The organism is Streptomyces sp. NBC_00554 (assembly GCF_041431135.1).
GTDB lineage: Bacteria > Actinomycetota > Actinomycetes > Streptomycetales > Streptomycetaceae > Streptomyces.
The window spans coordinates 569387-595196 of the sequence record NZ_CP107799.1; the positions used below are offsets into that span (position 1 = coordinate 569387).

The 25810-nt window shown below is 69.8% G+C and carries 25 protein-coding genes; 15 read left to right on the forward strand and 10 right to left on the reverse strand.

What is annotated here, in order from left to right; all coding sequences use genetic code 11:
• Positions 1–16: 16 nt before the first annotated feature.
• Positions 17–490: a DUF5990 family protein gene (locus tag OG266_RS02700; protein WP_266471401.1), complete on the forward strand. Its 474-nt coding sequence runs from the start codon at positions 17–19 to the stop codon at positions 488–490.
• Between the two features lie 13 nt (positions 491–503).
• On the opposite strand, the gene OG266_RS02705 is transcribed toward OG266_RS02700, so the two are convergent.
• Entirely contained in the window at positions 504–1262 is a 759-nt protein-coding gene (locus tag OG266_RS02705) for an SDR family NAD(P)-dependent oxidoreductase (protein ID WP_371542297.1), read from the reverse strand.
• Between the two features lie 62 nt (positions 1263–1324).
• The gene (sthA, locus tag OG266_RS02710; RefSeq protein ID WP_266471405.1) at positions 1325–2728 is read right to left on the reverse strand and encodes a Si-specific NAD(P)(+) transhydrogenase; all 1404 of its coding nucleotides are present in this window, start codon (positions 2726–2728) and stop codon (positions 1325–1327) included.
• Between the two features lie 156 nt (positions 2729–2884).
• Between sthA and OG266_RS02715 the strand changes: the two genes are divergently transcribed.
• Both OG266_RS02715 and OG266_RS02720 read left to right on the forward strand, forming a co-directional pair.
• Positions 2885–3586 carry an alpha/beta fold hydrolase gene (locus OG266_RS02715; protein ID WP_371542300.1) on the forward strand — a complete coding sequence of 234 codons (702 nt, stop codon included), beginning with the start codon at positions 2885–2887 and terminating at the stop codon, positions 3584–3586.
• A gap of 246 nt (positions 3587–3832) precedes the next feature.
• Entirely contained in the window at positions 3833–5734 is a 1902-nt protein-coding gene (locus OG266_RS02720; RefSeq protein ID WP_371542302.1) for a long-chain fatty acid--CoA ligase, read from the forward strand.
• A gap of 221 nt (positions 5735–5955) precedes the next feature.
• On the opposite strand, the gene OG266_RS02725 is transcribed toward OG266_RS02720, so the two are convergent.
• From OG266_RS02725 to OG266_RS02735, 3 genes are all read right to left on the reverse strand, one after another.
• The gene (locus tag OG266_RS02725) at positions 5956–7320 is read right to left on the reverse strand and encodes a carotenoid oxygenase family protein (protein ID WP_371542305.1); all 1365 of its coding nucleotides are present in this window, start codon (positions 7318–7320) and stop codon (positions 5956–5958) included.
• The gene (locus OG266_RS02730; RefSeq protein WP_371542308.1) at positions 7307–7924 is read right to left on the reverse strand and encodes a hypothetical protein; all 618 of its coding nucleotides are present in this window, start codon (positions 7922–7924) and stop codon (positions 7307–7309) included. The genes OG266_RS02725 and OG266_RS02730 overlap by 14 nt, the downstream gene beginning before the upstream one ends.
• Positions 7925–8063: 139 nt before the next feature.
• Complete coding sequence (locus OG266_RS02735; RefSeq protein WP_371542311.1) at positions 8064–8594, reverse strand: PadR family transcriptional regulator; 531 nt, start codon at positions 8592–8594, stop codon at positions 8064–8066.
• 193 nt (positions 8595–8787) lie between these two features.
• Between OG266_RS02735 and OG266_RS02740 the strand changes: the two genes are divergently transcribed.
• Positions 8788–9288, forward strand: a complete 501-nt coding sequence (locus OG266_RS02740) for a DUF6174 domain-containing protein (protein ID WP_371542314.1) — start codon at positions 8788–8790, stop codon at positions 9286–9288.
• Between the two features lie 36 nt (positions 9289–9324).
• On the opposite strand, the gene OG266_RS02745 is transcribed toward OG266_RS02740, so the two are convergent.
• Entirely contained in the window at positions 9325–10263 is a 939-nt protein-coding gene (locus OG266_RS02745; RefSeq protein WP_371542317.1) for an NADP-dependent oxidoreductase, read from the reverse strand.
• Between the two features lie 94 nt (positions 10264–10357).
• Here OG266_RS02745 and OG266_RS02750 point away from each other — a divergent pair, with 94 nt between their 5' ends.
• Entirely contained in the window at positions 10358–10777 is a 420-nt protein-coding gene (locus tag OG266_RS02750) for a helix-turn-helix domain-containing protein (protein ID WP_266471422.1), read from the forward strand.
• Positions 10778–10815: 38 nt separating this feature from the next.
• On the opposite strand, the gene OG266_RS02755 is transcribed toward OG266_RS02750, so the two are convergent.
• The gene (locus tag OG266_RS02755; RefSeq protein WP_266471424.1) at positions 10816–11430 is read right to left on the reverse strand and encodes a DUF6629 family protein; all 615 of its coding nucleotides are present in this window, start codon (positions 11428–11430) and stop codon (positions 10816–10818) included.
• A gap of 198 nt (positions 11431–11628) precedes the next feature.
• On the opposite strand from OG266_RS02755, the gene OG266_RS02760 reads away from it, so the two are divergent.
• Complete coding sequence (locus OG266_RS02760) at positions 11629–13332, forward strand: ATP-binding cassette domain-containing protein (RefSeq protein ID WP_371542321.1); 1704 nt, start codon at positions 11629–11631, stop codon at positions 13330–13332.
• Between the two features lie 38 nt (positions 13333–13370).
• Here OG266_RS02760 and OG266_RS02765 read toward each other — a convergent pair whose 3' ends face one another.
• The gene (locus OG266_RS02765; protein WP_371542324.1) at positions 13371–14843 is read right to left on the reverse strand and encodes an aminotransferase class V-fold PLP-dependent enzyme; all 1473 of its coding nucleotides are present in this window, start codon (positions 14841–14843) and stop codon (positions 13371–13373) included.
• 129 nt (positions 14844–14972) lie between these two features.
• On the opposite strand from OG266_RS02765, the gene OG266_RS02770 reads away from it, so the two are divergent.
• The 9 genes from OG266_RS02770 to OG266_RS02810 all read left to right on the forward strand — a co-directional run bounded on the left by OG266_RS02770 (position 14973) and on the right by OG266_RS02810 (position 23420).
• Positions 14973–15188, forward strand: coding sequence for a DUF4177 domain-containing protein (locus tag OG266_RS02770; RefSeq protein ID WP_266471430.1), 216 nt, complete (start codon positions 14973–14975; stop codon positions 15186–15188).
• A 156-nt stretch (positions 15189–15344) separates the two neighbouring features.
• Positions 15345–16145: a VOC family protein gene (locus tag OG266_RS02775; protein WP_266471433.1), complete on the forward strand. Its 801-nt coding sequence runs from the start codon at positions 15345–15347 to the stop codon at positions 16143–16145.
• Between the two features lie 143 nt (positions 16146–16288).
• On the forward strand, positions 16289–16741 hold the full coding sequence (locus tag OG266_RS02780) for a cyclic nucleotide-binding domain-containing protein (protein WP_371542328.1): 453 nt from the start codon (positions 16289–16291) through the stop codon (positions 16739–16741).
• Between the two features lie 45 nt (positions 16742–16786).
• The gene (locus tag OG266_RS02785; RefSeq protein ID WP_371542330.1) at positions 16787–17584 is read left to right on the forward strand and encodes an N-formylglutamate amidohydrolase; all 798 of its coding nucleotides are present in this window, start codon (positions 16787–16789) and stop codon (positions 17582–17584) included.
• Positions 17585–17656: 72 nt separating this feature from the next.
• On the forward strand, positions 17657–18481 hold the full coding sequence (locus OG266_RS02790) for an amidohydrolase family protein (protein WP_371542332.1): 825 nt from the start codon (positions 17657–17659) through the stop codon (positions 18479–18481).
• Between the two features lie 56 nt (positions 18482–18537).
• Complete coding sequence (locus tag OG266_RS02795) at positions 18538–19788, forward strand: DUF4032 domain-containing protein (protein ID WP_371542335.1); 1251 nt, start codon at positions 18538–18540, stop codon at positions 19786–19788.
• Between the two features lie 118 nt (positions 19789–19906).
• Positions 19907–21583, forward strand: coding sequence for an FAD-dependent oxidoreductase (locus OG266_RS02800; RefSeq protein WP_371542338.1), 1677 nt, complete (start codon positions 19907–19909; stop codon positions 21581–21583).
• Positions 21580–23073, forward strand: coding sequence for an ATP-binding protein (locus OG266_RS02805; RefSeq protein WP_266471445.1), 1494 nt, complete (start codon positions 21580–21582; stop codon positions 23071–23073). Before OG266_RS02800 ends, OG266_RS02805 begins: the two co-directional genes overlap by 4 nt.
• Complete coding sequence (locus tag OG266_RS02810) at positions 23070–23420, forward strand: UBP-type zinc finger domain-containing protein (RefSeq protein ID WP_266471446.1); 351 nt, start codon at positions 23070–23072, stop codon at positions 23418–23420. The genes OG266_RS02805 and OG266_RS02810 overlap by 4 nt, the downstream gene beginning before the upstream one ends.
• Positions 23421–23438: 18 nt before the next feature.
• On the opposite strand, the gene OG266_RS02815 is transcribed toward OG266_RS02810, so the two are convergent.
• Both OG266_RS02815 and OG266_RS02820 read right to left on the reverse strand, forming a co-directional pair.
• Complete coding sequence (locus OG266_RS02815) at positions 23439–24233, reverse strand: SDR family oxidoreductase (protein ID WP_329543697.1); 795 nt, start codon at positions 24231–24233, stop codon at positions 23439–23441.
• A gap of 168 nt (positions 24234–24401) precedes the next feature.
• Positions 24402–25529, reverse strand: a complete 1128-nt coding sequence (locus OG266_RS02820) for an FAD-dependent oxidoreductase (RefSeq protein WP_371542343.1) — start codon at positions 25527–25529, stop codon at positions 24402–24404.
• Positions 25530–25810: the final 281 nt, after the last annotated feature.

Here is a 25810-nt window from a genome sequence, read left to right on the forward strand (position 1 = left end):
GAGGAATGATGGGGCCATGCGCATCCGTATCGAGGCTGTCGATCTGCCCGGCCTGAACTGCTCCCCCGGGGCCTCCGCCGACGGCAAGGCGGTGACCTACGGCAATGTCCACGTCGCCGTGCAGCGCCGCGACAGACCGGCCGAACTCCTCGACCCGCAGCCCGGCGACGCCGCTTCGGCGACCTGGACGCTGGAGTGCACAACGGCCGACTCGCCGACCGGCACCGAGGTGAAGGGCCCCTACGTGCAGGACCGTCTGGGGCGCCGGTTCATCTACCTGTCCTGGGGCACGGTCGACGAGTCCGGCGTCTTCTCGATGTTCCGCCGCGCCAAGCTGATGATCGACGCCATCCCCGCCGAAGTGCTCGCCACCGCCGCACGTGATGGCCGGCTGGTCGGACGCCTCGGCCTGACGGATGCGCAAGGCGCACCCGTGTGCGCGCGGGTCGAGCCCCCACGCATCACCTGGACCGCCGAGCCGGCTGCCTAGGAGTGGCGGCTGTCTAGGAGTGGCGGCTGCCCGCCCCGGCGGACAGCCGGGCGTTGAGTCGGCGGGGCAGCAGGCGGCCGAGCCCGGCGAGGGCCTTGTAGCGCGCGTCGGGGATGCTCACCGGAACGCCGCGGCGGAAGTCGCGGATCGCGGCGGCAACCAGGTCGTCCGCGTCCAGCCACAGGGAGTCGGGGATGCCCGAGGTGTCCATCCGCGACCGCTCGTGGAACTCGGTACGCACCCAGCCCGGGCAAAGGGCCATCACATGGGCCCCGCTGCCACTCACCTCCTGGCGGAGGCTCTCGCTGAAGGTGACGACCCACGCCTTGGAGGCGCTGTAGGTGCCGCGGGGGAAGAACGCCGCCACGGACGCCACGTTCACCACACCCCCGCGCCCCTGCTCCACCATGCCGGGCAGTGCGGCACGCGTCAGGCGCAGTACGGCTTCGCAGTGCACCCGCAGCATCGCGAGTTCCTCGGACAGATCGGTGCCGAGGAAGGCGCCGCGCTGCCCGAAGCCCGCGTTGTTGACGAGCAGGTCGACGCCCTGACCGGCCCGTTGCTCCGCCGCTGCGAGTCCTTCCTCGGTGGCGAGGTCGGCGGAGAGGATCTCCACGTCGACCCCGTGGGCGGCGCGGTACTCCTCCGCCGCCCGCTGGAGCCGTTCGGTGTCACGGGCGAGCAGGACAAGACCGAAGCCGTCCGCGGCCAGCCGCCGGGCGAAGGCCGCGCCGATTCCCGCTGTCGCTCCGGTGACCATGGCTGTGGGCATGCCCACGAGCCTAGCCACTAGCCGCGCTCTCCTCCCGCCGCCCCCTTCACGGTGCGACCGGTTCAGTCCCTGAGCCGGTCGATCTGCCGGATCTTGTTGGTCGCGTCCAGGGCGGCGACCTTGTACGACTCGGCCAGGGTCGGGTAGTTGAACACCGCGTCGACCAGGTAGTCGACCGTGCCGCCGCAGCCCATGACGGACTGCCCGATGTGGATGAGCTCGGTGGCGCCGGTACCGAAGCAGTGCACGCCCAGCAGTTTGCGGTCGTCCGGGGAGACCAGCAGTTTGAGCATGCCGTGCGAGTCGCCGATGATCTGGCCCCGGGCCAGTTCGCGGTAGCGGGAGATGCCGACCTCGAACGGCACGCAGTCCTCGGTGAGTTGGTCCTCGGTCTTGCCGATGAAGCTGATCTCCGGAATGGTGTAGATGCCGATCGGCTGAAGGTCGTGCATCCGGTTCACCGGCTCGCCACAGGCGTGGTAGGCCGCCGTACGACCCTGCTCCATCGAGGTCGCGGCCAGCGCGGGGAAGCCGATGACATCGCCCACGGCGTAGATGTGCGGCACCTCGGTGCGGTAGTGCTCGTCGACCGTGATCCGGCCGCGCCGGTCGGCCGACAAGCCCGCCTTGTCCAGGTCGAGTTCGTCGGTGAGGCCCTGCCGGCCAGCCGAGTACATCACCGCGTCCGCGGGGATCTTCTTGCCGCTCTCCAGGATCGTGAGGGTGCCCCGGGGGTGACGCTCGACCGCGGCGACGGTCTCCCCGAACCGGAACGTGACGGCCAGGTCCCGCAGGTGGTACTTCAGCGACTCGATCACCTCGACGTCGCAGAAGTCGAGCATTCCGGGCCGCTGTTCCACCACCGTGATCTTGCTGCCGAGGGCGGCGAACATGGAGGCGTACTCCATGCCGATCACACCGGCCCCGACGATGACCATGGAGCGCGGGACCCGTTCCAGGTTCAGGACGTTGTCGGAGTCCAGGATGGTCTGCTCGTCGAACTCGACGGTCGCCGGCCGGGCCGGACGCGTACCCGTGGCGATGACGATGTGCTCGGCGGTCAACTCCCGTTCATGGCCGTTCACTTCACGCAGGCCGATGGTGTGGTCGTCCAGGAAGCGGCCGGTACCCGCGAAGAGGGACACGTGGTTGCGGGACAGCTGGCTGCGGATGACGTCGACCTCGCGGCTGACCACGTGCTGGGTGCGCGCGGTCAGGTCGGCGACGGTGATGTCCTCCTTGAGGCGGTAGCTCTGGCCGTACAAATCGCGCTGGGTCAGTCCCGTGAGGTACAGGACCGCCTCGCGCAGCGTCTTGGAGGGGATGGTTCCGGTATGGATGGAGACCCCGCCGACCATGTCCGGACGGTCGATGACGGCGGCCCTGCGGCCGAGTTTGGCGGCGGCGATGGCAGCCTTCTGGCCGCCCGGACCGGAACCGATGACAAGCATGTCGAAGTCAGGCACCCTCCGGAGTCTGACAGCCCGAAGCCCTCTCCCGAAAGGGTGAACGAGTGACGGTTCACCGAGCGTGCGAGTAACTCCGGCTCCCGCTCGGGCTCCGCACCGTCTCCGCGCCGTCCCAGGGACGGATTGTCAGACCCCTCGGCTACGTTGCCGAGCATGACTGAATTCGTACTCGTGGCGGGCGCGTGGCTGGGATCGTGGGCGTGGGACGAGGTGGTGCCGGAGCTGCGTGCGGCGGGGCACGGCGCTCACGCGGTGACGCTTTCCGGGCTCGCCGACAGACAGAACGTCCGGGTCGGCCGGCAGACGCACGTGGAGGACATCGTGAACGAGGTCGAACGCCTCGGTCTGCGAGACGTCGTCCTGGTCGGACACAGCTACGCCGGCATCCCGGTGGGGCAGGCCGCCGAGCGGATCGGCGACCGGCTGTCCCACGTGGTCTTCGTCGACTCCGAAGTCCCGGTGAACGGCGGGTCGTTCGCCTCGGGCTGGTGGCAGGGCCAGGCCGCGTTCGAGGCAGCGCTCGCCGGGAACGGCGGCTTCTGGGCGCCGCTCACCGCTGCGGACTGCGAGGGCCAGGGGCTCACCGACGAGCAGATCGCGCGGTTCGTGGGCGGCTCCACCCCGCACCCGGGAGCCACGCTGACCGACCCGGCAGTGCTGGCGCGCCCACTCGGCGAGCTTCCGGCGACGTACATCAAGTGCTTGCTCGACGGCCCCGAGCCGAACGACGTCGTGGCCGAACTGCTGAAGAGCGAGCACTGGCGGCTGGTCGAGCTGGACACCGGCCACTGGCCGATGTTCTCCCGGCCGCGCGAACTGGCACGGATTCTGCACGAGACAACCGGGGGATCCTGAGCGGCGGTTCACCCCGTGGAACCGCTCTGCCCCGGCGGCTTCGACGCCGCCGCGAAGGCCGTTCGCGGCGGCTCCGCCCCGGCCGGACTGCCTGCGAGAACCCCCGCCCACCGCACGGAAACCCGGCGGCGGACGGACTGCTCTGTGAATCCCGGCACGATGGTCGTCCGGGTGGGCTAGATTCGGGAATCCTCGGCCCCAGCGCCTCTCGGTGAGGCCGTGTCGAGGAGAATCCCGGAGCGGCGAATGCACCAGTCCGAACTTCCTCCACCGGCTGCGGCCGTGATGCAGGGAGGACTCGCCGACAGCCTCTTCGAAACGGCTCGCCACAACCCGGGGCTCGCGCAGATCGCGCGCCGTCCTGATGCCTCGTCCTCGACGTGGACACCGGTGACGGCCGCCGAGCTGTGGGACGAAGTGGTCGATCTGGCAAGGGGACTCGTCACCTCCGGGATCCGCCCGGGCGACCGCGTGGCCATCATGGCGCGCACACGTTACGAGTGGACCGTGCTCGGTTATGCGCTGTGGTCGGTGGGCGCCGAAGTGGTGCCGATCTACCCGACTTCCTCGCACGAGCAGGTCGAGTGGATCCTCAAGGACGCCCACTGCGTCGGCGTGGTGGTCGAGGACGAACAGGGTGTGATGACCGTCGGCTCGGCGTGTGCCGCGCTCCCGTTCCTGCGCCACGTCTGGCAGTTGGACACGGGGGCACTGTCACAGCTGGTCGAGCGGGGCCGCGGGATACCGGCGACGACGGTCGACTCGCTGCGCCGGATCGTGCTGCCCGACTCCACGGCGGTCGTCGCCTACACCTCCGGCACGACGGGACGCCCCAGGGGCTGCGCCCTGACGCATCGCAGCCTGGCGAGCACCGCCGACACACTGCTCGCGGGCTGGAAACACACGACGGCTCCTCCCGGACAGCAGACCGCCGTCCTCGCCTTCCTCCCGCTCTCCCACGTGTACGGCCTCATGATCCAGGGGCTCTGCATGCGCGGTGGCCTCCTGATGGGCCATGAACCCGATCTGCACGAGGAAGCCCTCTCCGCGGCGATCCTTTCCTTCCGGCCCACCTACCTGTACGCGGTCCCCTTCATCTTCGAGAAGATCTACAAGAACTTCATGCACTCGGCCCAACGAGCAGGCCGCGGTGCGCTGTTCGAGCGGGCCGTCCGCACCGCGCAGGACTTCGCCAAGGCCGAGGAACGCCACCGGCTGGGCACAGGCCCCGGCCCCGGTTTCGACCTGAAGCTGCAACACTCCCTGTACGACAAGGCGGTGTACAGAAAGCTGCGGACCGCTCTGGGCGGAAGGGTGTGCGGCGGGGTCTCGGCCGGCTCGCCCCTGAACCGTGAACTGGCCCTCTTCTACGCCGGAATCGGCATCTTCATCCACGACGGATACGGACTCACCGAGACCAGCGGCGGCATCACCGCGCAGCCGGTCGGACGGGAGAAGTTCGGAACCGTGGGGCGTCCGCTGCCGGGCACGGACATCCACGTGGCAGAGGACGGCGAGATTCTGGTGTGGGGGCCCTCGGTGTTCCAGGGATACATCAACGACGCCCAGGCCACCGAGTCCACGTTCCAGAACGGCTGGCTGGCCACCGGCGACATCGGCCGTCTCGACAGCGAGGGCTATCTGACCATCACCGGGCGCAAGAAGGACATCATCATCACGAGCGGCGGCAAGAGCGTTGCTCCCGCCGCCCTCGAGGAACGTCTGCGCGTGCATCCGCTGATCCATCAGGCGGTGGTCGTGGGTGACAACCGGCCTTGCGTGGGGGCTCTGATCACGCTGGATCCCGAATTCGTCACGCACTGGCGGGCGGCCCGGGCCAAGGGTGAGACCCCGGTCCGGGACGCCCGCGAAGAGAACGAACTGCGCGAGGAGGTGAGACGTGCCGTCGCCGCCGCCAACACCACGGTGTCCCGTTCGGAATCGATCCGGGTGTTCCGCGTTCTCCCGGAGTCCTTCGACATGACCAACGGGTTGCTGACACCCTCGATGAAACTGCGCCGGGATGCGATCACACGGCGTTTCGCCGCCGAGATCGACGCGATGTATCAGACGTCCTCGCGCGTTCCACGGGAGTACACGCACGGCGAGCCGTCGACCTGGGACGACTCCGACAACGTATTCCGGTGAACCGGACGTGCGCCGCCCCGGCGCGGGACGTAGGTGCTTCCCAGAAGTGACCGCAGTGGGGTCACGCGGCTCCTGAATTCCGGCTGCCTGATCGTGGTGTTCATGGGACAACTCTGCGCCGAGGGACGCAAGGTAACCAGGTCCCTCCGGTTCACAGGACTACTGGTCCTGGTACTGATTCCACCACCGTCGGCGGGAATGCGCCGGCGTGCCGGTCGCGGTCAGGCGTCGGCCAGCCAGTTGCCGTGGAATCCGGCGGGGACGCGCCTGGGCAGATGGACGGTGGCGACCGGCGGGCGGGAGAGGTCGTCGGCGTCCAGGATCACCAGGTCGCTGCGGTCGGTGGCCGAGTCGTAAACGTACGTCATCAGCCAGCCGGGGCCGCCGGGCCGGTCGTCGGCGGGGACGAACGCCGCCTCGCCCGGGAAGCGTCCGGTCGCGAAGTAGTGGCTGTCCACCGATCCGTCGCGGAGGTCGTAGCGGTGCAGGGCCGCGCGCTGCCGGGTGTCCTCGGGGCCGTCCGCCGAGGGCAGCGGCGCCGAGGTGGCGTGCCCCAGACGGGCGGGGAGTCCGGCGAGGCGGTCGTCGATACGGGGGAACTCGGCCTGCCTGTCGTCGAGTTGCTCCTCCTTCACCACACCCGTGGCGAGGTCGAGTGTCCAGCGCCACAGCGTGGACGGCTTGTCGACCAGCACGCCGTCACCCAGCGAGGGATAGCGCATGCCGTGCAGGACGATGCGCTGTCCCTCGTTCTCCTCATGGGCGTTGAGGGTGTGGAACACGTAGCAGGGGTCGATGTCGAACCAGCGCACCGTGCCGTACGGGTCGTCCCGTCGCAGCACACCGAGACGGGCACCGTTCTCGGGCCGCCAGGAGTACGGCATGCCTCCGTGGGGATCGACGGCCCGGGCCAGGTCGAAGACGGCCGGCAGGTCCATGAAGACGACATGACCGGCCGTCAGGAAGAAGTCGTGCATCATCGTGTGCGCGGGCACATCGACCGGCCGGCTCACCGTCAACTCGCCCTGTGCGTCTGCACGGTGGTAGGTGAGGAACGGCGCCGACAGGCCTCCGTATCCGAAGAAGTGCAGCTCGCCCGTGACGGGGCAGGTCTTCGGGTGCGCCGTCATGGCGGTGTGGAGCCTGCCCGCGAAGTCGAAGGGGCCCACGGTGTCCAACTCATGGCCCGGGGCGCAGCTCAGCTCGTAAGGGAACGAGGTCTCCACGAGGGCGAGCGTGCGTCCCGCGTGCCGGACCACATGGGTGTTGGCGACGCCCGCGGTGTGGTCGACGCCCGACTCGCCGTAGACGGGCGAGTGGTCGGTGAAGGTCTTGGTACGGACCCAGCGGTTGCGGTACGACACGGCCCGGCCGCCCTCGATACGGACGCCGTGGACCATGCCGTCGCCGATGAACCAGTGGGCGGAGTGGGCCTCTTGAGGGTTGGGGCCGTTGCGCAGGTACCAGCCGGTCAGTTCCGGGGGTATGGAGCCGGTGACGTCGAGCGCGTGGGCGGTGATCTCGTCGGGGACCGGGGCGAAGTTGCCGGCCAGGTGAGGTGCGGAGGTGTCGCTAGTGCTGTGCATGACGGCCTCGGGGGGTGGCTTGCGGGAGGAGCGAGTCAGGAGACTGCGCAGCGGCGGCGGCTTCCATGCGGGCCTGGACGCGGGCGGGGTAGCGGGAGGTGAAGATCATGGGGGCGACGAGGCCGACGACATGCGCCGTGATGCCCACCCAGGCGGGCGCCTCGGTGAAGTGGGCGATGAGCAGGGCGGCGAAGATGAACGTGAATCCGGCTCCCCACGCGGCCGTGATGGCGGCGTTGACCTGGTAGAACCCGGGGAGGTTCCAGACTTCCGGCGGGGTCTGGCGGCGCGCGATGCCCAGCGTGAAGGGCCGACGGATCGCGAGTGTCCCCCAGGCGGTCAGGGCGAGCCAGGTGAAGGAGATCGCGTCCTGGTAGGTCTCAAGGGCCGAGTGCGGGAAGAGGACCGCGAGGACGCCCACCACCGCGAAGTAGCAGATGCTGCTGATCTCCAGGATCAGCGAGTCCGCCTCGACGCGCCTGCGAAGGTCCTGCACGAGCAGGAACACTCCGGTCAGGAAGCCCGCGAGGGCACCCCAGCGCAGGTCGAAGGATGAAACGACGCCCGATGCGATCCAGGGGATGAATCCACGCAAGTAGCCCACGATTGAGTCTCTCTCCATGACGTACTGACACTCGAGATCCGACATGTCGAAACTAGAAGGTCTGCTCGCGACATGTCAATCGTGGAATGTGAAAGTCTCGGAGATGGCGGGACGCCCTGGACGGAGGCACCTCCACGGTTCACTCGGTGGCTGCGGCGGCGATCTGCTGGGCCGCCCACTTGGCCCACTCCTCCTGCATGGCGAAGAAGCGCAGGCCGTATTCGAGGGCGATCCGGCCGTTGGCGGTGAGCATGCCCTCCTCGCTCCAGTCGACCGAGTCCTGCACCTCCAGCAGCTGGGCATGGTCGGCCGCGGCCTGCCGGGTCAGCTTGCCGAGGCTTTCCAGTGCCTCTTCAGGGGTGAGCACGCCCATGAAGAACACCCTCAGCAGCGCTTCGCTGTGTCGCACCTGCTTGGGCTCGACCTCGGTCAGCCAGTGGCGCAGTTCCGCCAGGCCCGCGTCCGTGAGCGCGTATTCCTTGCGTCCGCGCGGGCCTTCGGCGGAGACGTCGATCAGCCCGCCGGTGGTGAGGCGGGCGAGTTCTCCGTAGACCTGGCTCTGGTTGGCGGGCCACACGTTGGCCAGCGACGTATTGAACAGTTTCATCAGGTCGTAGCCGCTGGCGGGCTTGCCGACGAGGAGGCCCAGAACTGCGTGACGAAGGCTCATGCCACCCATCCTATGATCCATAGTTGACAGGTCACTCCGCGATGGTCCTTGCACAACCTGTCGTTCCCGTCACGTCTGCCGCAACCCTCGCGGGGCGGGCGCGGGAGCAACGCCTCGCCCGGCCACAGTCCACCCGAACGTTCCCCGGCGGGCGGACGTCATAGCAATAGCCGTCTTCGAAGGGACTGCCGCCATGACCCACCTGCGCATCACCCCGCGCCCCCTGCCCGCCGCCGCACTGATCGGGGGGCTCCTGCTCGCGACCGCCGCCTGCGGCACCGAGGCGTCGACATCCTCCGGTTCCGGCGGGAAGGCCGCGGCCAAGTCCTCCCCGGAGCTGACCACGACCACCTGGGAGGAGCCCGCCTCGTACGCCTACACCCTGACGTCGAGCGAAGGGGAACGAAGTCTGATCGGAAGGTTCCGGGTTACGGTCCGTTTCGGCAAGGTGGCAAAGGCCGTTGGCCTCGACGACAACGCTCGGCGGGTGGTGCGGCAGTCACTCGACCAAATACCCACCATCGGCGGGCTGCTGGAGGAACTCGAGCAGGCCCGGCGTGACAACGCGGACGAGGCCGAAGCGGAGTACGCGCCCGACGGACACCCGGTCCGGATCTCCCTCGACTGGGAGAAGAACGCGATCGACGACGAAGCTCTGTACGTCATCAGCGCCTACGCCCCGGCCGGCGGCTAGGCCGTTGAGCAGCCGGGAGCTGGACCGCCCCCGGGGTCACGGAACCAGGATGATCTTTCCGGTGGTGCGCTTCTCCTCGATCGCGCGGTGGGCCGCGGCGGCTTCGGCGAGCGGGTAGGTGCGCTGGACGGTGACCCTCAGCCGGCCCGTCTCGATGCGTTCGGTGATCCGCTCCAGGGCTTCCCCGGAGGGCTCGGCCGTGACCCAGACATAGCGCAGGCCTCGGGCGGCGGCCTGCTGCTCGTCCGTTCCCGGGTCGATCGACGCGCCGATGAGCAGACCGCCCGGCCGGAGCACATCGAGGGAGCGTGGCCCGTAGGAACCGCCGACCAGGTCCAGCACAGTGTCCACCGGGGTCACGGCGATCCGGAAGTCGGTGGCGGTGTAGTCGATCAGTTCGTCGGCGCCCATGTCGCGCAGGAAGTCGTGGTTGGCCGCCCGGGCGGTGCCGATGACGTGTGCCCCGAGTTCCTTGGCGAGCTGCACCGCGACGTGTCCGACGCCGCCTGCCGCCGCATGGACGAGTACCCGGTCGCCGGGGCGGACCCGGGCCAGGACGGTCAACGCCTGCCAGGCGGTGAAAGCGACCAGGGGCACGGCCGCGGCGCTCACCAGGTCGAGATTCTTGGGCTTGAGGGCCAGCGCGGCGGCTGGAACCGCGGTGTATTCCGCGTACGCGCCGCGCCGGGTGACTGCGAGCATGCCGTACACCTCGTCGCCCGGCGCGAACCGCGTCACGCCCTGGCCGAGCCGCTCGACGACGCCGGCCACGTCGTTGCCCGGCGTCCACGGCAGGGTGACCAGCCCCGGCACGCGGCCGGACCGGAGAACCGCGTCACCCGGATTGACTCCGGCACCGGCGACCCGCAGCAGCACCTCCCCCGGGCCCGGTTCCGGGACATCGGCCTCCTGGTAGGTGAGGACCTCCGGACCGCCGAACGCGGATTGGACAATGGCGTGCATACGGGCGGACATCAGGACTCCTCGTCGGCGGGTCTCGGTGCCTCCCATGATCCGCCCGGGCAATAACCGTGCGGAAGAAGGCACTTGTCTGATATCGAGGTTCCTCATGGATACCGGCTTCGACCTGAGGAAACACGGTGGCGTGGACGTCTTTCTGCGCGACTGCCCCACCCGTGCCGTGCTGGAGCTGATCGCCGGCAAGTGGACCATGCTGGTGCTCGTGGCGCTGGAGGACGGCAGGCCCATGCGGTTCGGCGAGCTGCGCCGGCGGCTGGACGGCGTGACACCGAAGGTGCTGACGCAGACTCTGCGCGCACTGGAGCGCGAGGGACTGCTGACCCGCATCGTGTACCCGACCGTGCCGCCACGCGTGGAGTACCGGCTCACCGGGCTGGGCCAGGAGGTGGGCGGGCTGGTGCAGCGCATCACCGACTGGTCGCAGGCGAACATCACCGCGATCCGGGCCGCACGGGAGGAGTTCGACGAGCGCGCCGCCTGCCAACCCCCGGAGGCCGCCTCCCGGTAGCTCCTCCGACGCACGCGTACGAGGAACTCGTCGGCAGGTCAGGGCGGCGGGCGTCGGCGCACCCACCCGAACAGGACCACCGAACACAGCGCCGCGAACGCGCACCAGGTCGAGACGAACTCTATCTGCCACATCGCCCAGGTGATCAGCGCGCCCACGGCGACCAGGACACCGAACAGCGTCAGTCCTCGATCGCCGGAGAGCAGCAGGGATCCGATGGTGGCGAGGAGGTAGCCGGCGATGAGGAGTTCCGGCTGGGACAGGTCGACGAAGTAGCCGACGGTGTGGCCACGGATCTCGGCTCTGACGGGACGAGCGGCGAGCGCGTACGCGAGCGCGGTGGCGGTCACGAGGCCGACGGCCAGCGGGATCAGCAACCGGCGTCTGGCGTGTCGCGGCGCGGCGCACAGCACGCCCACCGGCACCCACACCGCCAGCAGCGGAAGTGCGATGACGGCCCAGGCGACGGTGGCGGGGCCCGTTCCTCCGCCGGCGTCCCACACCGCGGCCTCGACGATCTGGTGAGCCCCGAGGAGCAACGGCAGTGCGGCCAGCGGGAGATCACCGGGCCTGCGCACACGTGCCACGCAGGCCACGCCGACCGCGGCGATACCGGCACCGGCCACCAGGTCGGCCGTCGCACTCCAACACATCGCGTCACCATCGGTCCGCCGTCACAGGAACCCGCCTTTACGGTGCGTAACGCTACGGTGCGTTGACCGGTGTGCCTTGCTGACACGACAGCCCCGCGGGGTTTCCTTCCTCGCGCGTCCCACCCGGCGAGCGAGCCGCGCACCGGGAGCATGGGGCCGAGGGCACGCAGGCAGACACTCCCCTGGCATGCTGCATCCATGTCGACGCCCATGCACCCACGCGCCTCCATCGATGCTCGCGTCCCGTCGGTCAACGGCCTGCGTATCCAGGCGCGTCGGGTGGGCCGGCAGGTACGCGGGGCAGGGCAGGTGCTGCGTGACGTGTCGTTCGACGTCACTCCCGGGCGGCTCACCGTGATCGCCGGGAGCAGCGGTGCGGGCAAGACGGTTCTGTTGCAGACCCTGGCGGGGCTGAGCGCGCCGAGCGAGGGCGAGGTGCTGCACGACGGGGCTCAACCCGGGCCCCCGGGGCCTGAGTTCGGGTTCGTGCCGCAGGAGGACATCATCCACCGCGAGCTGCCGCTGCACCGGACGCTGGTCTACGCGGCGGGTCTGCGCATGCCCCCGGGCACACCGACCGAGACCGTCACGGCGAGTGTGGACCGCGTCCTGGACGCCCTCGGCCTCTCGCACCGGGCCGCGACGCCGGTGCGCGCGCTGAGCGGCGGTGAACGCAAACGGGCCTGTATCGCGGCCGAGTTGCTCACCCGGCCGAGGGTGCTCTTCCTCGACGAGCCGACCTCCGGCCTCGATCCCGTCACCGGGGCCGCCCTGCTGCGGACCTTGCGCAGGCTGGCCGAGGACGGCACCACCGTCGTACTCACCACGCATGTCCTCGCCGATCTGCTCCGCTGCGACCAGGTCGTGTTCCTCTCCCCCGGCGGCGAGGTCGCGTACGCGGGTGAACCGGCCGCTCTGTGCGGGGCGTTCGGGGTCGGCACGGTCGAGGAGGTGTACGAGGCGGTGGCCGACGGCGCACGCGTCGAGCGCGCCGCTCCCGAGGACGTCCACGTGCCTGAGTCCCCGTCAGCGTCCGCCAAAGTGCCGCGTGTTGGTGCCGTGCGGCAGTGGGCGCTGCTGACGCGTCGCGGTACCGCGCTGCTGCTGCACAACCGGCTCTCGGTCGCGGTCCTGGCGGGGTCGCCGGTGATGATCGTGGCGATGTTCGCGGTGCTGTTCCGCTCGGGGGCGTTCGATCCCGCGTCGTCCGATCCGGGGTCCACGGCCATGATCATGTTCTGGATCGCGTTCGGCGCGTTCTTCTTCGGGCTGACCTACGGGCTGCTGCAGATCTGCACCGAGCTGCCCGTACTGCGTCGCGAATGGCTGGCCGGGCTGCGGATCGGCCCGTATGTCGCCTCGAAGCTCACGACCATGCTTCCCGTGCTCGCGGTGGCGGACGCGCTGCTGCTGGTCGTCCTGCGCGCCCTGGACCGGCTGCCCGCGGCGGGATGGGGCACCTACGGATCGCTGTTCGCGTCGAGCGTGCTGGCCTCGGCGGCCGCGCTCGCGCTGGGACTGCTCGCGTCGGCCGCGGTGTCGGAGCCCGCGCAGGCGACGCTGATGCTGCCGCTGCTGTGCTTTCCCCAGGTGCTGTTCTCGGGCGCCTTCGTGCCGGTCCCGAGGATGACGGAGGCCGGGGAGGCGATCAGCTGGGCGATGACCAATCGCTGGGCGTTCGAGGCGCTCGGCAGCGGGGTCGGCCTGGAGTCGCTGTGGCGCGGGGGCGGCTCTCCGCTGGGGCCGCCGCTGCTCGATTCGTACGGCGACTCCTTCGGGCATCCGGCGAGCCGGGGGTGGTTCATCCTGGCGGGCTTCGCCCTGCTGTTCATGGCGGCGACGTGGGTGGTTCTGGTGCGCAAGTGCCGGGAGGGGGCGGCGCGGAGCCGGGCGGGGCGATGAACCCCCTCCCGGAAAGCTCCCCTTGGACACCCGCGGGCTCAGCAGCCCACCCGCGCCGCCAGCCCCGCCGCCCCCGGCACCCGGTCCCGATAGGTCTGCTTCACGAACGTCAGGAACGTCTCGATGTCCCTTGCCTGTGACGACACCCCCAGCGAGATACGGACGGCGCCGGCGGACGGCAACTGGAGGAGCTCCAAGTAGTCCTCCAGGGAACCGAGTTGCTTGCCCGCCGCCGAGCGAAGCCGGCGCAGCGGCAGGGCGAAGGCCGCCTCTCCGGCGCCCGGGTTGCAGAAGCAGCCCGTGCGCAGGGAGATACCGCGCGAGGCGCTGTCGCGGGTGACGATCCGTTCGTCGACGATCCGGCCGTCCGCTCCGAGCAGGTTCAGCGCGACGGTGCCGCCACGGGCCGCGTCGGCGCGCTCGGGGCCGTACACCCGGACCATCGGGGAGCCGTCACTGTGCTGCAACGCCCGTAGGCCCGCGAGCAGTTGGCCGGTCAGTTCGGTGACGTGGGCGTGCACGCGGTCGATGCCGATGCGGTCGATCCACGCGAGTCCGGCGGTGATGTCCGGTATGGACAGGAAGTTCACCGTGCCGTCCTCGAACGCGGCCTCGTCGTCGGCGAGGACGTGCCACTGCGCCTGGGCGCTGACCGCGTAGATCGTGCCGCCGGAGAACCAGGGCCGGCGCAGCTTCGCGAGGGCGTCCCGGCGGGCGATCAGGCTGCCGATGCCGGTGGGGTGGCCGAAGACCTTGTACCAGCTGACAACGGTGAAGTCGGGGTGGTACCGGCTCAGGTCCAGCGGGTTGGCCGGTACGAAGGCCGCCGCGTCGAGGAGTACGTCGTAGCCGTACGCCTGGGCGCCCGCTATCCACTCCAGCGGGTGCTGTACGCCGGTGAAGTTGCTCTGCGCCGGGTAGGCCAGCAGTCCGCGCGAGCGGCCGCCACCGTCACGCCTCCCCGGCAGACCGATTCCCCGGCCGCGCGCGGACAGCGCGGACCGCAGCCGCTTCTCGTCGATCTGCAGTCCGGGCCCGCTCACGGGTACGTACGCCGTCGTGGCTCCGCGTGCCCGCGCGTACTCCCGCAGGCCGTTGACCGAGTTGTGGTTGTCGAGCGACATCACGAGTCTGCCGCCGCGGGCGAAGGGATACGCCTCGCCGACCAGTCGCAGGGCGCCCGTCGCATTGGGGGTGAAGATCACGGCGTACTCGTCGGGATCGGCGTTGAAGTTCCGCAGGACCGCTTGGCGCGCCTCGCTGAGCAGGAGTCCGGAGGCGCGGGAGGCCGGGCTCTCGGAGTGCGGGTTGCCGAATAACCCTCCGGTGATCCGCTGCGCGCTGCCCGTGACGAGCGAACGCGGGGGAAGCCCGGCGCCCGTGTGGTCGAGGTAGGTGTGCCCGCCCTCGTCGAGATAGCCGAACTCGCGCGCCCGCAGGTCCGCGAAGTCTCCGGAACCGCCCGTTCCGTCGGCGTGTATGTGATCGGTGGTCTCTGCTGCCTTTTCCATCAGGTCCCCTCCGTATGAAACTTCAACAAAGGTATCCGTGCGAGGCGGGCCCTCCCCTGTGCCCCGCCGTCGAACAGTGATTGGCTGGCCCCGGCCACGCCAACCGACGCGCAGGAGAACCACGTAGTCATGAGCAACCCCTATACGTACGAGTACAAGGTCGTCACCTTCCGGGAATCGCTGATCGGCGACGCCCTGGACAGCGGCAAGCTGGAGAAGGTCCTGAACAAGCACGCCGAGGACGGATGGGCGCTCAAGGCGATCACCTCCGCCGACGTCAAGGGGCGGATAGGCCCCGGCGCCGTGGAAGGGCTGCTCCTGACCCTGGAGCGTCCGCGCCAGTAGCCCCTGGCGGGGTGCGCGCTGCGCCGAGCCGGGGGATGCTGGAGCTGATGGGACAGCGGATCCGCAGGTACTACTGATGCCGTCGTAGGCCTTCCGGCACGGGAGGCCTACGACTGCTGGGCGGATACCGGCCGGTTACGTCAGAACGGTACGGCGATGAAGAGCGACAGCACACTCCCCGGAGAGGTCGTCTCCAGTCAGTCGGTGTTCGGTGCGCCGTGCTGGGTCAGTCTGACCACGCGCGATCTGGCGGCCGCGGAGCGCTTCTACCAGGCCGTACTGGGCTGGGAGTGGCACGCGAGCAAGCTGGACGACGGGTACAGGATCGCCGTGGTCGACGGGGTGCCCGTAGCCGGAATCTCCGCGGTGACCTCCCTGTGGCGGACGGCCGTGGCGTGGATCCCGTACTTCGCGGTGTCCAGCGCCGACGAAACCGTGGCCCGGAGCCATGAGCGCGGCGGTACGACAGCGGTGGGGCCGATCTCGTTCCCGCCGGGGCGGGCGGCGCTCCTCGCCGACCGGGACGGAGCGGTCTTCGGTATCTGGGAGGGCGAGCTCGTGGCCGGCTGGGAGACCTGGCGCCGCGCGGCGCCGGCCTTCATACGGCTGCACACCCGCGACGCCTTCGACGCCGCGATCTTCTACGGAGAGGTCCTGGGCTGGGCGTCCTCGGCCTCGGGAGTCTGCGAAGTCCACTACGAGGAGAGCGAGGTCGTACTGCGCAGCCAGGGCGACGTCGTCGCCCGGATCTACTCGGGCGCGGTGGGATCCGCGCCCGATCCCGAACTCAGGCCGCACTGGCAGATCCATTTCGCCGTCCCCGACGTGGAGGCCTGCGCCCGGGCCGCGCGAGCCCATGGCGGCACCGCCAATCAGGAGGGCCTCGGCTCGACGGAGGCGATCCTCAGCGATCCCGACGGAGCGCACTTCACGGTGACGTCGAAGGCCGTCGTGTAGCGGACCGTGTCCGCACAAAGTCTCCTCGCCCACGACGCGACGGAACCGGCGGATCAGGCTCCAATAGAGGGTGACGGGATACAACCGGTACGACCGGCGCCGCCGGACCCCTCAGCCCCACGGCGGCGCGATGGAGGTCCGCGATGCCCACTGCTCTCCGGCTCCTGCCCGCCCTCGCCCCCGACCATCGCGAACGGCTGATGAGCCTGGCCCGGGAGGTTTCGTTCCCAGCGGACGGAAGGATCTTCGAAGCAGGCGGTACCGCCGACCGTTTCTGGGTGGTGCGTTCCGGAACGGTCTCCCTGTACCAGCGGGTGGTCGCGGAGAGACGCATCTCCGTCGCGACGCTGGGGCCCGGTGATCTGCTCGGCTGGTCATGGCTGTTCCCTCCGCACCGGTGGGACTTCGGCGCCGAGGCCTTCAGTCCCGTACGCGCCTATGAATTCGATGCCGGGGACGTGCGTACCCTCTGCGACGCCGATGCGACGCTGGAGCTGTCCCTGACGCGGACGATCGCCGCCATCCTGGCCCACCGGCTCGAAACGACCCGGGCCGCGCTGATCGAGCACTACGCGCGCCACGGCGGCAGCAGGTGAGCTGACGCGCCACCGTCCACAAGCGCCACCGTGTAGGAATCTCGTATGACCGAGACCCCGGACTCCTTCGAACTCCTTCCCGGCGCCGCCGGCTCCCCCGTGATCCTTCATGTGCCGCACTCCTCAAGGGAGATTCCGGCGCGGGTACGCGAGGGCATCGTGCTCGACGACGCGGCGCTGGAGCGCGAGTTGGACCACATCACGGACGCGCACACCGCGGAACTGGCCGCGGTGGTGGCGAAGGCGGCCGACGTCACGCCCTGGCGGTTCGTCAACCGGCTGTCCCGGCTGGTGATCGACCCCGAACGCTTCCCCGACGAACGGGAGGAAATGCGGGCCGTCGGCATGGGCGCGGTCTACACGCGGACCACGCACCGGGCGCCGCTCCGGCCCGCCGAGGCCGACCCGCGACCGCTGATCGACCGTTACTTCCACCCGTACGCAGGGGCGATGACGGCGGCGGTGGCCGACCGGCTGGCCGCCACCGGGCGGGCCGTGGTCGTCGACGTCCACTCGTATCCGAGTGCCCGCCTGCCTTACGAACTGCACGGCGACGGTCCCCGGCCGCCCGTCTGCCTGGGCACCGACGGCTTTCACACACCGCCCGAACTCCTCGCCCTGGCGGAGAAGGCGTTCGCGGGCGTCGGCGGTGTGGGGATCGACAGCCCGTTCTCCGGTACGTACGTCCCGCTGCGGTACTACGAGCGGGAGCCGCGGGTCACGGCTCTGATGGTGGAGATCCGGCGGGATACGTACATGAGCGAGCCGGGTGGCCCGGCGGGCCCGGGGCTTGCACGTCTGGCTGTCGCGCTGGGGGCTCTCGTGGATGCCGTATCGCAGTAGCCAGGTGGCCGGGCTCCCCCTAGGGTCAGGGTAAGCAATCGCTTAGTCACTGGCTCGGGGAGGCACGGAATCATGCCGGTCGTCGACGCGTGGATGCAGCACCCCACACTCCGTCACTCCAACCACGAGATGTTCGAGTCACTGCGCCGCTGGACGGGCCAGGGGCTCCTGGAGGAGCAGTTGTCGGTCAAGGCGACGGTGGCCGCGCTGGCCGCCGCCGATGTGGAGACCGGGCTGTGCGCCGCCTGGTACGGACCGCAGGGGCCGCTCATCAGCAACGACGAGGTCGCGGATTTCGTCGCTCAGTCCGAGGGGCGGTTGCGCGGCGTCGCGGGAGTGGACCTGAGCAAGCCGGTCGCGGCCGTGCGGGAGCTGCGGCGGGCCGTCGGGGAGCTGGGCTTCGTGGCGCTCAGGATCGTGCCGTGGCTGTGGCAGCTGCCGCCCACCGACCGGCTCTACTACCCGTTGTACGCCGCCTGCGTCGAGCTCGGCGTCCCCTTCTGCACGCAGGTCGGGCACACCGGACCGCTGCGCCCCTCCGAGACCGGCCGGCCCATCCCGTACATCGACCAGGTCGCACTCGACTTCCCCGAACTGACCATCGTCTGCGGACACATCGGCTACCCGTGGACCACGGAGATGATCGCGGTGGCCGACAAGCACGCAGGGGTCTACATCGACACCAGCGCCTACACGGCGCGCCGCTATCCGCCCGAGCTGGTGGAGTATCTGCGCGGCCGGGGACGCCGCAAGGTCCTCTTCGGCAGCAACTACCCGATGATCACTCCCGCTCAGGCCCTGGAACACCTCGCCGACCTGCACCTCGACGACGAGGCCACCGAGCTGTTCCTGGCAGGCAACGCCCGATCCGTCTTCCGCCTCGGGGATCATTCGTAGATGCTTGGGCCGGACCGTGTTCGACTCCGAGGTCCCTGAACGAGGGCAGCACGTCGATGGCTTTGCAGATCAGCGCCACCAACCCGGAGCATCCCGCGCTCCTGCTCGAACTTCCCTGGCAGCTGCCCCTGGAGGAGTGGCCCGAGCACTATCTCGTCCCGCTGCCGCGCGGCATCTCACGGCACGTGGTGCGCTATGCGCGCGCCGGGGCCGAGGTCGTGGCGGTCAAGGAGCTGGCCGAGCGGCCCGCGGTGCGCGAGTACGAGCTGCTGCGCAGCCTGGACCGGCTCGGTATCCCGGCGGTGGACCCGCTCGCCGTGGTCACCGAGCGCACGGACGAGAAGGGCGAGCCGCTGGAGCCCGTGCTGATCACCCGGCATCTGGGCGGCTCGATGCCGTACCGGTCGATGTTCGAGACGACGATGCGGCCCGCCACCATGCACCGGCTGATGGACGCCCTCGCCGTGCTTCTGGTCCGGCTGCATCTGGCGGGGTTCGCCTGGGGCGACTGCTCGCTGTCCAACACGCTGTTCCGGCGGGACGCCGGGGCGTACGCGGCCTACCTCGTGGACGCCGAGACCGGGGATCTGCACCCCCAGCTCAGCAGCGGGCAGCGGGAGTACGACCTCGATCTCGCCCGCGTCAACATCAGCGGCGAACTGCTGGACCTGGAGGCGGCCGGAGCCCTGCACCCCTCCGTGGACCCGATCGAGTTCGGTGCGGAGATCTGCGCGCGCTACCAGGGACTGTGGGACGAGCTGACCCGTACATCGGTGTACCCGGCGGGCAAGCACCACTACATCGACCGGCGCATCCGCCGCCTCAACGACCTCGGATTCGACGTCGCCGAGATGCAGATAGCGCACTCCTCGAACGGTGACACCGTCACCTTCGTCCCCAAGGTCGTCGACGCGGGCCACCACCAGCGCCAGCTGCTGCGCCTGACCGGGCTCGACACCGAGGAGAACCAGGCACGCCGGCTGCTGAACGACCTGGAGAGCTGGATGGCCACCCAGGACGACTACGCGCCGGGCGACCCGCTCGCCGCCCGCCCCGAGGTGCTCGCACACCGCTGGGTCCGGGACGTGTTCCGTCCGACGGTCCGTGCCGTGCCGCTGGACCTGCGCGGCTCCATGGACGCGGCCGAGCTGTACCACGAGCTCCTCGAACACCGCTGGTACCTGTCCGAGCACGCTCAGCACGACATCGGCCTGGACACGGTCGTGGACGACTACGTCACGAACATTCTCCCCAAGGTCCGGGAGACCCTGCCACCACGGGCGGACACCGCTGCCCCGCCCGCCTGAGTACCCGCTTCCAGAGCAAAGCCGACCGATCGTACATACGATTGGCCCTGTACCTGCCGCGCGGCCGCCCGTGGGCGTACGGCCGGGACGACACTTACCTGCTCGGGGTGGGAGACGTATGGCACAGGCCGCCAGTCCAACGCGGACCGTCATTCTGACCGTGGATGACGATCCCGGAGTGTCGCGCGCCGTGGCCCGCGACCTCCGGCGCCGCTACGGCGAGTCGCACCGCATCGTGCGCGCCGAGTCCGGGGAGGCCGCGCTGGACGCGCTGCGCGAGCTGAAGCTGCGCGGCGACCAGGTGGCGGTGATCCTGGCGGACTACCGGATGCCGCAGATGAACGGCATCGAGTTCCTCGAGCAGGCGATCGACGTCTATCCGGGCGCGCGTCGAGTGCTGCTGACCGCGTACGCGGACACGAACGCGGCGATCGACGCGATCAATGTGATCGACCTCGACCACTACCTGCTCAAGCCGTGGGATCCCCCGGAGGAGAAGCTCTATCCGGTCCTGGACGACCTCCTCGACGCGTGGCGGGCGAGCGACTACCGGCCCGTGGGCATCTGCAAGGTGGTCGGCCACCGGTGGTCGGCGCGCTCCTCAGGCGTACGGGAGTTCCTGGCCCGCAATCAGGTGCCGTACCGCTGGTACTCGTCCGACACACCCGAGGGCGTACGGCTGCTCGCCGCCGCCGGGCAGGACGGGGAACGGCTGCCGCTGGTGATCACTCCGGACGGTACGCCGCTGGTGGAGCCCGATGATCCGGATCTGGCGGCCCAGGTGGGGCTGGCCACGACGCCGACGGCCGAGTTCTACGACCTCGTCGTCATCGGCGGTGGTCCCGCCGGGCTCGGGGCGGCCGTGTACGGCGCGTCCGAGGGGCTGCGGACCGTCCTCGTCGAGCGGTCGGCAACCGGGGGTCAGGCGGGGCAGAGCTCGCGGATCGAGAACTACCTCGGCTTCCCGGACGGGGTGTCCGGGGCGCAGCTCACCGACCGGGCACGGCGGCAGGCGGCGAAGTTCGGTGCCGAGATCCTCACCGCGCGGGAGGTGACCGGGCTCGAGGTCACCGGGGCCTCGCGCACGATCCACTTCTCGGACGGTTCCGCGATCGCCGCGCACTCCGTGATCCTGGCGACCGGAGTGTCCTACCGGCAGCTGGACGCGCCCGGGCTGGCTGATCTGACCGGCTGCGGGGTCTTCTACGGTTCGGCGCTCACGGAGGCGGCCGCCTGCCAGGGCCATGACGTGTACATCGTGGGCGGGGCGAACTCGGCCGGGCAGGCCGCCATGTTCCTGGCGCGCGGCGCCAAGTCCGTCACCATCCTGATTCGCGGCTCGTCCCTGTCCGCCTCGATGTCGGCCTACCTGGTCCAGCAGATCTCGGACGCGCCCAACATCACTGTGCGCGCCGGCACGGTCGTCGAGGCCGCGCACGGTTCGGACCACCTGGAACAGCTGACGCTGCGGGATGTGGCGAGCGGGCACACCGAACTCGTCGACGCGCAGTGGATGTTCGTTTTCATCGGGGCGGCCCCGCTCACCGACTGGCTGGAGGGGACCGTGCTCAGGGACGCGCGCGGATTCATCATGGCCGGGCCCGACATGACCCTGGACGGGCAGCCGCCCGAGGACTGGGAGCTGGACCGGCCGCCGTACCACCTGGAGACCAATGTGCCCGGCGTGTTCGTGGCCGGGGACGCGCGTGCCGAGTCCGCGAAGCGGGTCGCGTCCGCCGTCGGAGAGGGAGCCATGGCCGTGATGCTCGTACACCGTTATCTGGAGCAGTCGTGAGCGGACAGCCGATGCCGTGCAGTATCGAAGAACTCTCGAAGCTGTTCCTGTTCGAGAAGCTCGACGGGGACCAGCTCGACCGGCTGTGCCGCGAGGGCCGCGTGGAATTGTTCGAGCCCGGTTACGTGTACCGCGAGGGCGAGCCGGCCACCTGCTTCTTCGTGCTCCTCGAAGGCAACCTCGTGATGTCGCGCCGGGTCGGCGGTGACGACGTGGAGATCAATCGCAGCTCGCAGGTCGGGGTGTATGCGGGGGCCATGCAGGCCTATCTGGGCGGAGGTCCGGACGAGAAGAGCTACAAGGGTTCCCTGCGGGTCACCGAGCCCTCGCGGTTCTTCATCCTGCCCGCCGAGGTGTTCGCCGCGGTCCTGCGTGAATGGTTCCCGATGGCCGTCCATCTGCTGGAGGGCCTGTTCTTCGGCAGCCAGAACACCCAGCGGACCATCAGTCAGCGTGAGCGGCTGCTGGCGCTCGGCTCACTGTCCGCGGGACTGACGCACGAGCTCAACAATCCGGCCGCGGCGGCCGTTCGGGCCACCTCCGCCCTGCGGGACCGGGTCGCCGGGATGCGGCACAAGCTCGGCGTGATCGCGACCGGTCCGTACAAGCGCGTCACGCTCGAAACGCTCGTCGAGATCCAGGAGCGGACTGCCGACCAGGTCGCCAAGGCCACCCCGCTCAGCCCGCTCGAAGCCTCCGACCGGGAGGACGCTCTCGCCGACTGGTTCGACGAGCACGACATCGCGGGCGGCTGGCAGCTAGCGCCGACGTTCGTGCAGGCGGGTCTCGACACGGACTGGCTCGACCAGGTCGCCGCGGCCGTGGACGAGCAAACCCTCGAAGGCGCGGTGCGGTGGCTCAACTACACCGTGGAGACCGAGCTCCTCATGAACGAGATCGAGGACTCCACGACCCGTATCTCGCACCTCGTCGACGCCGCCAAGCAGTACTCGCAGATCGACCGCGCGCCCTACCAGGTCGCCGATGTGCACGAACTGCTGGACAGCACACTGATGATGCTCTCCGGGAAGATCGGCTCCGGCATCAGGGTCGTCAAGGAGTACGACCGCACGCTGCCGAACATCCCCGCCTATCCGAGCGAGTTGAACCAGGTGTGGACGAACCTGATCGACAACGCGGTCTCGGCGATGGGCGGCGAGGGCGAACTCACCGTGCGCACCGCACTCGACGGCGACCAAATGCTCGTCGAGTTCCGCGACACCGGGCCCGGGGTGCCCGCGGAGATCCGCGACCGCATCTTCGACCCCTTCTTCACGACCAAGCCGGTGGGCGAGGGCACGGGACTCGGCCTGGACATCTCCTGGCGGATCGTCGTGAACAAGCACCACGGGAGCCTCCATGTGGAGTCCGTCCCGGGTGACACACGTTTCCAGGTACGTCTTCCGCTGACCGCCGTGGACCCGGATGCCGACGCGGAGGGCGACCCCGACGCGTCAACAGCCCCCGACACCTCCCAGGAGCCGTCATGACCCTGCCTGCCGGAATCGACCCGAGCGTCCCGCCGAGCGGTACGGGGTGCGTCGAATGCGATGCCGTCGAGGGATGGTGGGTGCATCTGCGGCGCTGCGCCCAGTGCGGTCACATCGGCTGTTGCGACAGCTCGCCCGCCAAGCACGCCACCGCACACGCGAAGAGCAGCGGCCATCCCGTCGTCCGCAGCTTCGAACCCGGCGAGAACTGGTTCTGGAACTACGACTCCTCCGAGATGTACGAGTCGGGTCCGGACCTCGCTCCCCCGCTGAGCCATCCCCTGGACCAGCCGGCGCCGGGGCCCGCGGGGCGGGTTCCGGCGAACTGGGCGCAAACACTGGGCTGAGCCGGCGAAGGTCGTCTCCTACGGGAGGATCGAGTCGACGTAACCGCCGTCGACCCGTACGGCTCCCCCGGTCGTCGCCGATGCCTGGTCCGAGCTGAGATAGACGACGAGGTTCGCGATCTCCTCGGGTTCGATCAGCCGCTGCAGGAGCGACTGCGGACGGTACTCGCGCATGAAGGTGCGCTGCGCCTCGTCCCAGGGCAGGGAGCGGTCCACGAGTTCGTAGACGAAGTCCTCCACTCCGCCCGTGTGCGTGGGCCCTGCGATAACGGAGTTGACGGTGACGCCCGTCCCCGCGGCCTCCTTCGCGAAACCCCGGCTCACGGCGAGCAGCGCGGTCTTGGACATGCCGTAGTGGATCATTTCGGCCGGGACCGCGATGGCCGAGTCGCTCGCGATGTACTGGATGCGCCCCCAGCCGCGGGCCGTCATTCCCGGCAGACAGGCGCGGGTGAGGCGGACCGCCGAGAGGACGTTCACCTCGAAGTAGCGCCGCCACTCGTCGTCGGTGATCTCCAGCGCCGGTTTGGCTCCGAAGATGCCGAGGTTGTTGACGAGGATGTCCACCTCGGGCAGGACCTCCATGGCCGTGGCCGCTCCTTCCTCGGTGCCAAGGTCGGCGGCCACGGGAACGAACTCCGCCTGTGGTGCCTGCGCCGCGAACCGCTCGATGGCCTCCCGCACACGGTCCGGATCCCTGCCGCTGACGCCGACACGGGCACCCGCCCCTGCCAGGCCCTGGGCGATCGCCGCCCCGATGCCCTGCGTCGAGCCGGTGACGAGCGCGGTCCGTCCTTCGAGATTCAGCTGCATCAGCACACTCCACTGCGGTGTCGGGGGCCGGGGCACGTTCTCCCCGTACGATCATCGGCGATTACCCATGCATCGGCATGCGATGCGCCCGGCGCCGGACGAACACGGCCCGGACGCCACCGTGGGCCGTGAAGGTGCGGCCGGTTGCCTGGTCATGTTCGGTTGCCTTCAGCCCGGTTGGAAGAACGCGAGCATTTTCCGGCCGGCGTCCGGCGACGTCAGGATTTCCTGGATGTGCGCAGACTGTCGGCCCGCAGCGCCGGTGCGTTCGAACATCTCGCGTTCGTATTCCTTGACTGCGGCGGGAAGGTCGTCCGGGTGCGCGGCCAGCGCGAGGCCGAGCAGGGCGCCGTCGAGCAGCGCCATGTTGGCGCCCTGCCCCACCGGCGGCATCAGGTGCGCGGCATCGCCGAGCAGCGTGACGTCCGGCCTCGACGGCCAGGTCAGGCCGACCGGGAGAGTGGTGATCGACCGTGGCAGGACGGTATCGTCGCAGGCCGCGATCAGCGCGGTGAACCGTGAGTCCCAGCCGGGGAGCAGGTCGATCAGCCGGACCCGGGCGGCGACTGGGTCGCCGAACGGGATGCTGCTGGTCGCGAACCAGTCCTCGGCGGTGTCGTAGAAGCTGAGGTAGATGCGCACGCGGCCGTCACCGTTGCGCTGCGCCGACAGGGATTGTCCGTTGCCGAGCACCCAGTAGTTGCCGCGCCCGACCATCGCCGCGAGGTCGGGGTGGGTGCGGTCGATGTCGGGAATGCCGAGCTCGACGACGTTTTGGCCTGTGTGCGCCGGGCGGGCGTCGGTGAGCAGCGCGCGGACCCGGGAGGCCGCGCCGTCGGCGCCGACCAGCAGGTCGTACGTCGCACTGCTGCCGTCGGCCAAGTACAGCAGGCCATTGTCGGCGGACTCGAACGCGCGCCCCCAGCGCACCGTGTGTTCGGGGAGAGAGTCCAGCAGCAGGTTGCGCAGATCGGCACGGTCGACCTCGGGTCGCTCAAGCGGGGCGTCATCGGGCGTGTCCTCCTGCAGCAGCAGGGTGCCGTCCGGCTCGAGAAGGCGCATGTCCTGGCCTTCACCGCGGGCAATCGCGTGGAACTGGTCGATCAGGCCGGCCTCGCGCAACGCCCGCTGCCCGGTTCCTGAGTGCAGATCAAGCATGCCGCCCTGTCCACGCGCGTCGCGTGACGATTCCCGTTCGTACACGACGGCGTCGATGCCGTTCACGTGCAGCACCCGGGCAAGGGCCAGGCCACCCAGTCCGGCTCCGACGATGGCGATGGTGGTGGCGGTGGTCACGGTCGCCTCCGATTCGCCGTATTGCCTGCTCGCGGGAGTTCGACCCGTAGTGCGCGCCGGCCATCGCCGGTGGGGCGCAGAACGCGATCCCGGACTCGCCGATCGCCTCGGCCGGGAGCGTCGTCAGCCGGGCGGCCCCGGACGGTTCGGCGAGGCGCGACCACCAGCGCGTGCCGGCCAACGGCGACGGCCTGCCGGGCGCCGCACTGCGCGTCGGTGGACGCGCCTGTGAACCACGCCCTGGCCGCCGGCGAGAACAGCGCCGGCGCATCCTCGCTCAC

Bases quoted from the DNA above. Each gene is read 5' to 3' on its own strand.
- OG266_RS02720 (WP_371542302.1), top strand. From the start codon at position 3,833: ATGCACCAGTCCGAACTTCCTCCACCGGCTGCGGCCGTGATGCAGGGA.
- OG266_RS02810 (WP_266471446.1), top strand. From the start codon at position 23,070: ATGACCCTGCCTGCCGGAATCGACCCGAGCGTCCCGCCGAGCGGTACG.
- OG266_RS02760 (WP_371542321.1), top strand. From the start codon at position 11,629: ATGTCGACGCCCATGCACCCACGCGCCTCCATCGATGCTCGCGTCCCG.
- OG266_RS02780 (WP_371542328.1), top strand. From the start codon at position 16,289: ATGCCCACTGCTCTCCGGCTCCTGCCCGCCCTCGCCCCCGACCATCGC.
- OG266_RS02700 (WP_266471401.1), top strand. From the start codon at position 17: ATGCGCATCCGTATCGAGGCTGTCGATCTGCCCGGCCTGAACTGCTCC.
- OG266_RS02765 (WP_371542324.1), bottom strand. From the start codon at position 14,843: ATGGAAAAGGCAGCAGAGACCACCGATCACATACACGCCGACGGAACG.
- OG266_RS02745 (WP_371542317.1), bottom strand. From the start codon at position 10,263: ATGTCCGCCCGTATGCACGCCATTGTCCAATCCGCGTTCGGCGGTCCG.
- OG266_RS02715 (WP_371542300.1), top strand. From the start codon at position 2,885: ATGACTGAATTCGTACTCGTGGCGGGCGCGTGGCTGGGATCGTGGGCG.
- OG266_RS02775 (WP_266471433.1), top strand. From the start codon at position 15,345: ATGAAGAGCGACAGCACACTCCCCGGAGAGGTCGTCTCCAGTCAGTCG.
- OG266_RS02815 (WP_329543697.1), bottom strand. From the start codon at position 24,233: ATGCAGCTGAATCTCGAAGGACGGACCGCGCTCGTCACCGGCTCGACG.
- OG266_RS02750 (WP_266471422.1), top strand. From the start codon at position 10,358: ATGGATACCGGCTTCGACCTGAGGAAACACGGTGGCGTGGACGTCTTT.
- OG266_RS02770 (WP_266471430.1), top strand. From the start codon at position 14,973: ATGAGCAACCCCTATACGTACGAGTACAAGGTCGTCACCTTCCGGGAA.
- OG266_RS02755 (WP_266471424.1), bottom strand. From the start codon at position 11,430: ATGTGTTGGAGTGCGACGGCCGACCTGGTGGCCGGTGCCGGTATCGCC.
- OG266_RS02705 (WP_371542297.1), bottom strand. From the start codon at position 1,262: ATGCCCACAGCCATGGTCACCGGAGCGACAGCGGGAATCGGCGCGGCC.
- OG266_RS02800 (WP_371542338.1), top strand. From the start codon at position 19,907: ATGGCACAGGCCGCCAGTCCAACGCGGACCGTCATTCTGACCGTGGAT.
- OG266_RS02735 (WP_371542311.1), bottom strand. From the start codon at position 8,594: ATGAGCCTTCGTCACGCAGTTCTGGGCCTCCTCGTCGGCAAGCCCGCC.
- OG266_RS02725 (WP_371542305.1), bottom strand. From the start codon at position 7,320: ATGCACAGCACTAGCGACACCTCCGCACCTCACCTGGCCGGCAACTTC.
- OG266_RS02785 (WP_371542330.1), top strand. From the start codon at position 16,787: ATGACCGAGACCCCGGACTCCTTCGAACTCCTTCCCGGCGCCGCCGGC.
- OG266_RS02795 (WP_371542335.1), top strand. From the start codon at position 18,538: ATGGCTTTGCAGATCAGCGCCACCAACCCGGAGCATCCCGCGCTCCTG.
- OG266_RS02790 (WP_371542332.1), top strand. From the start codon at position 17,657: ATGCCGGTCGTCGACGCGTGGATGCAGCACCCCACACTCCGTCACTCC.
- OG266_RS02740 (WP_371542314.1), top strand. From the start codon at position 8,788: ATGACCCACCTGCGCATCACCCCGCGCCCCCTGCCCGCCGCCGCACTG.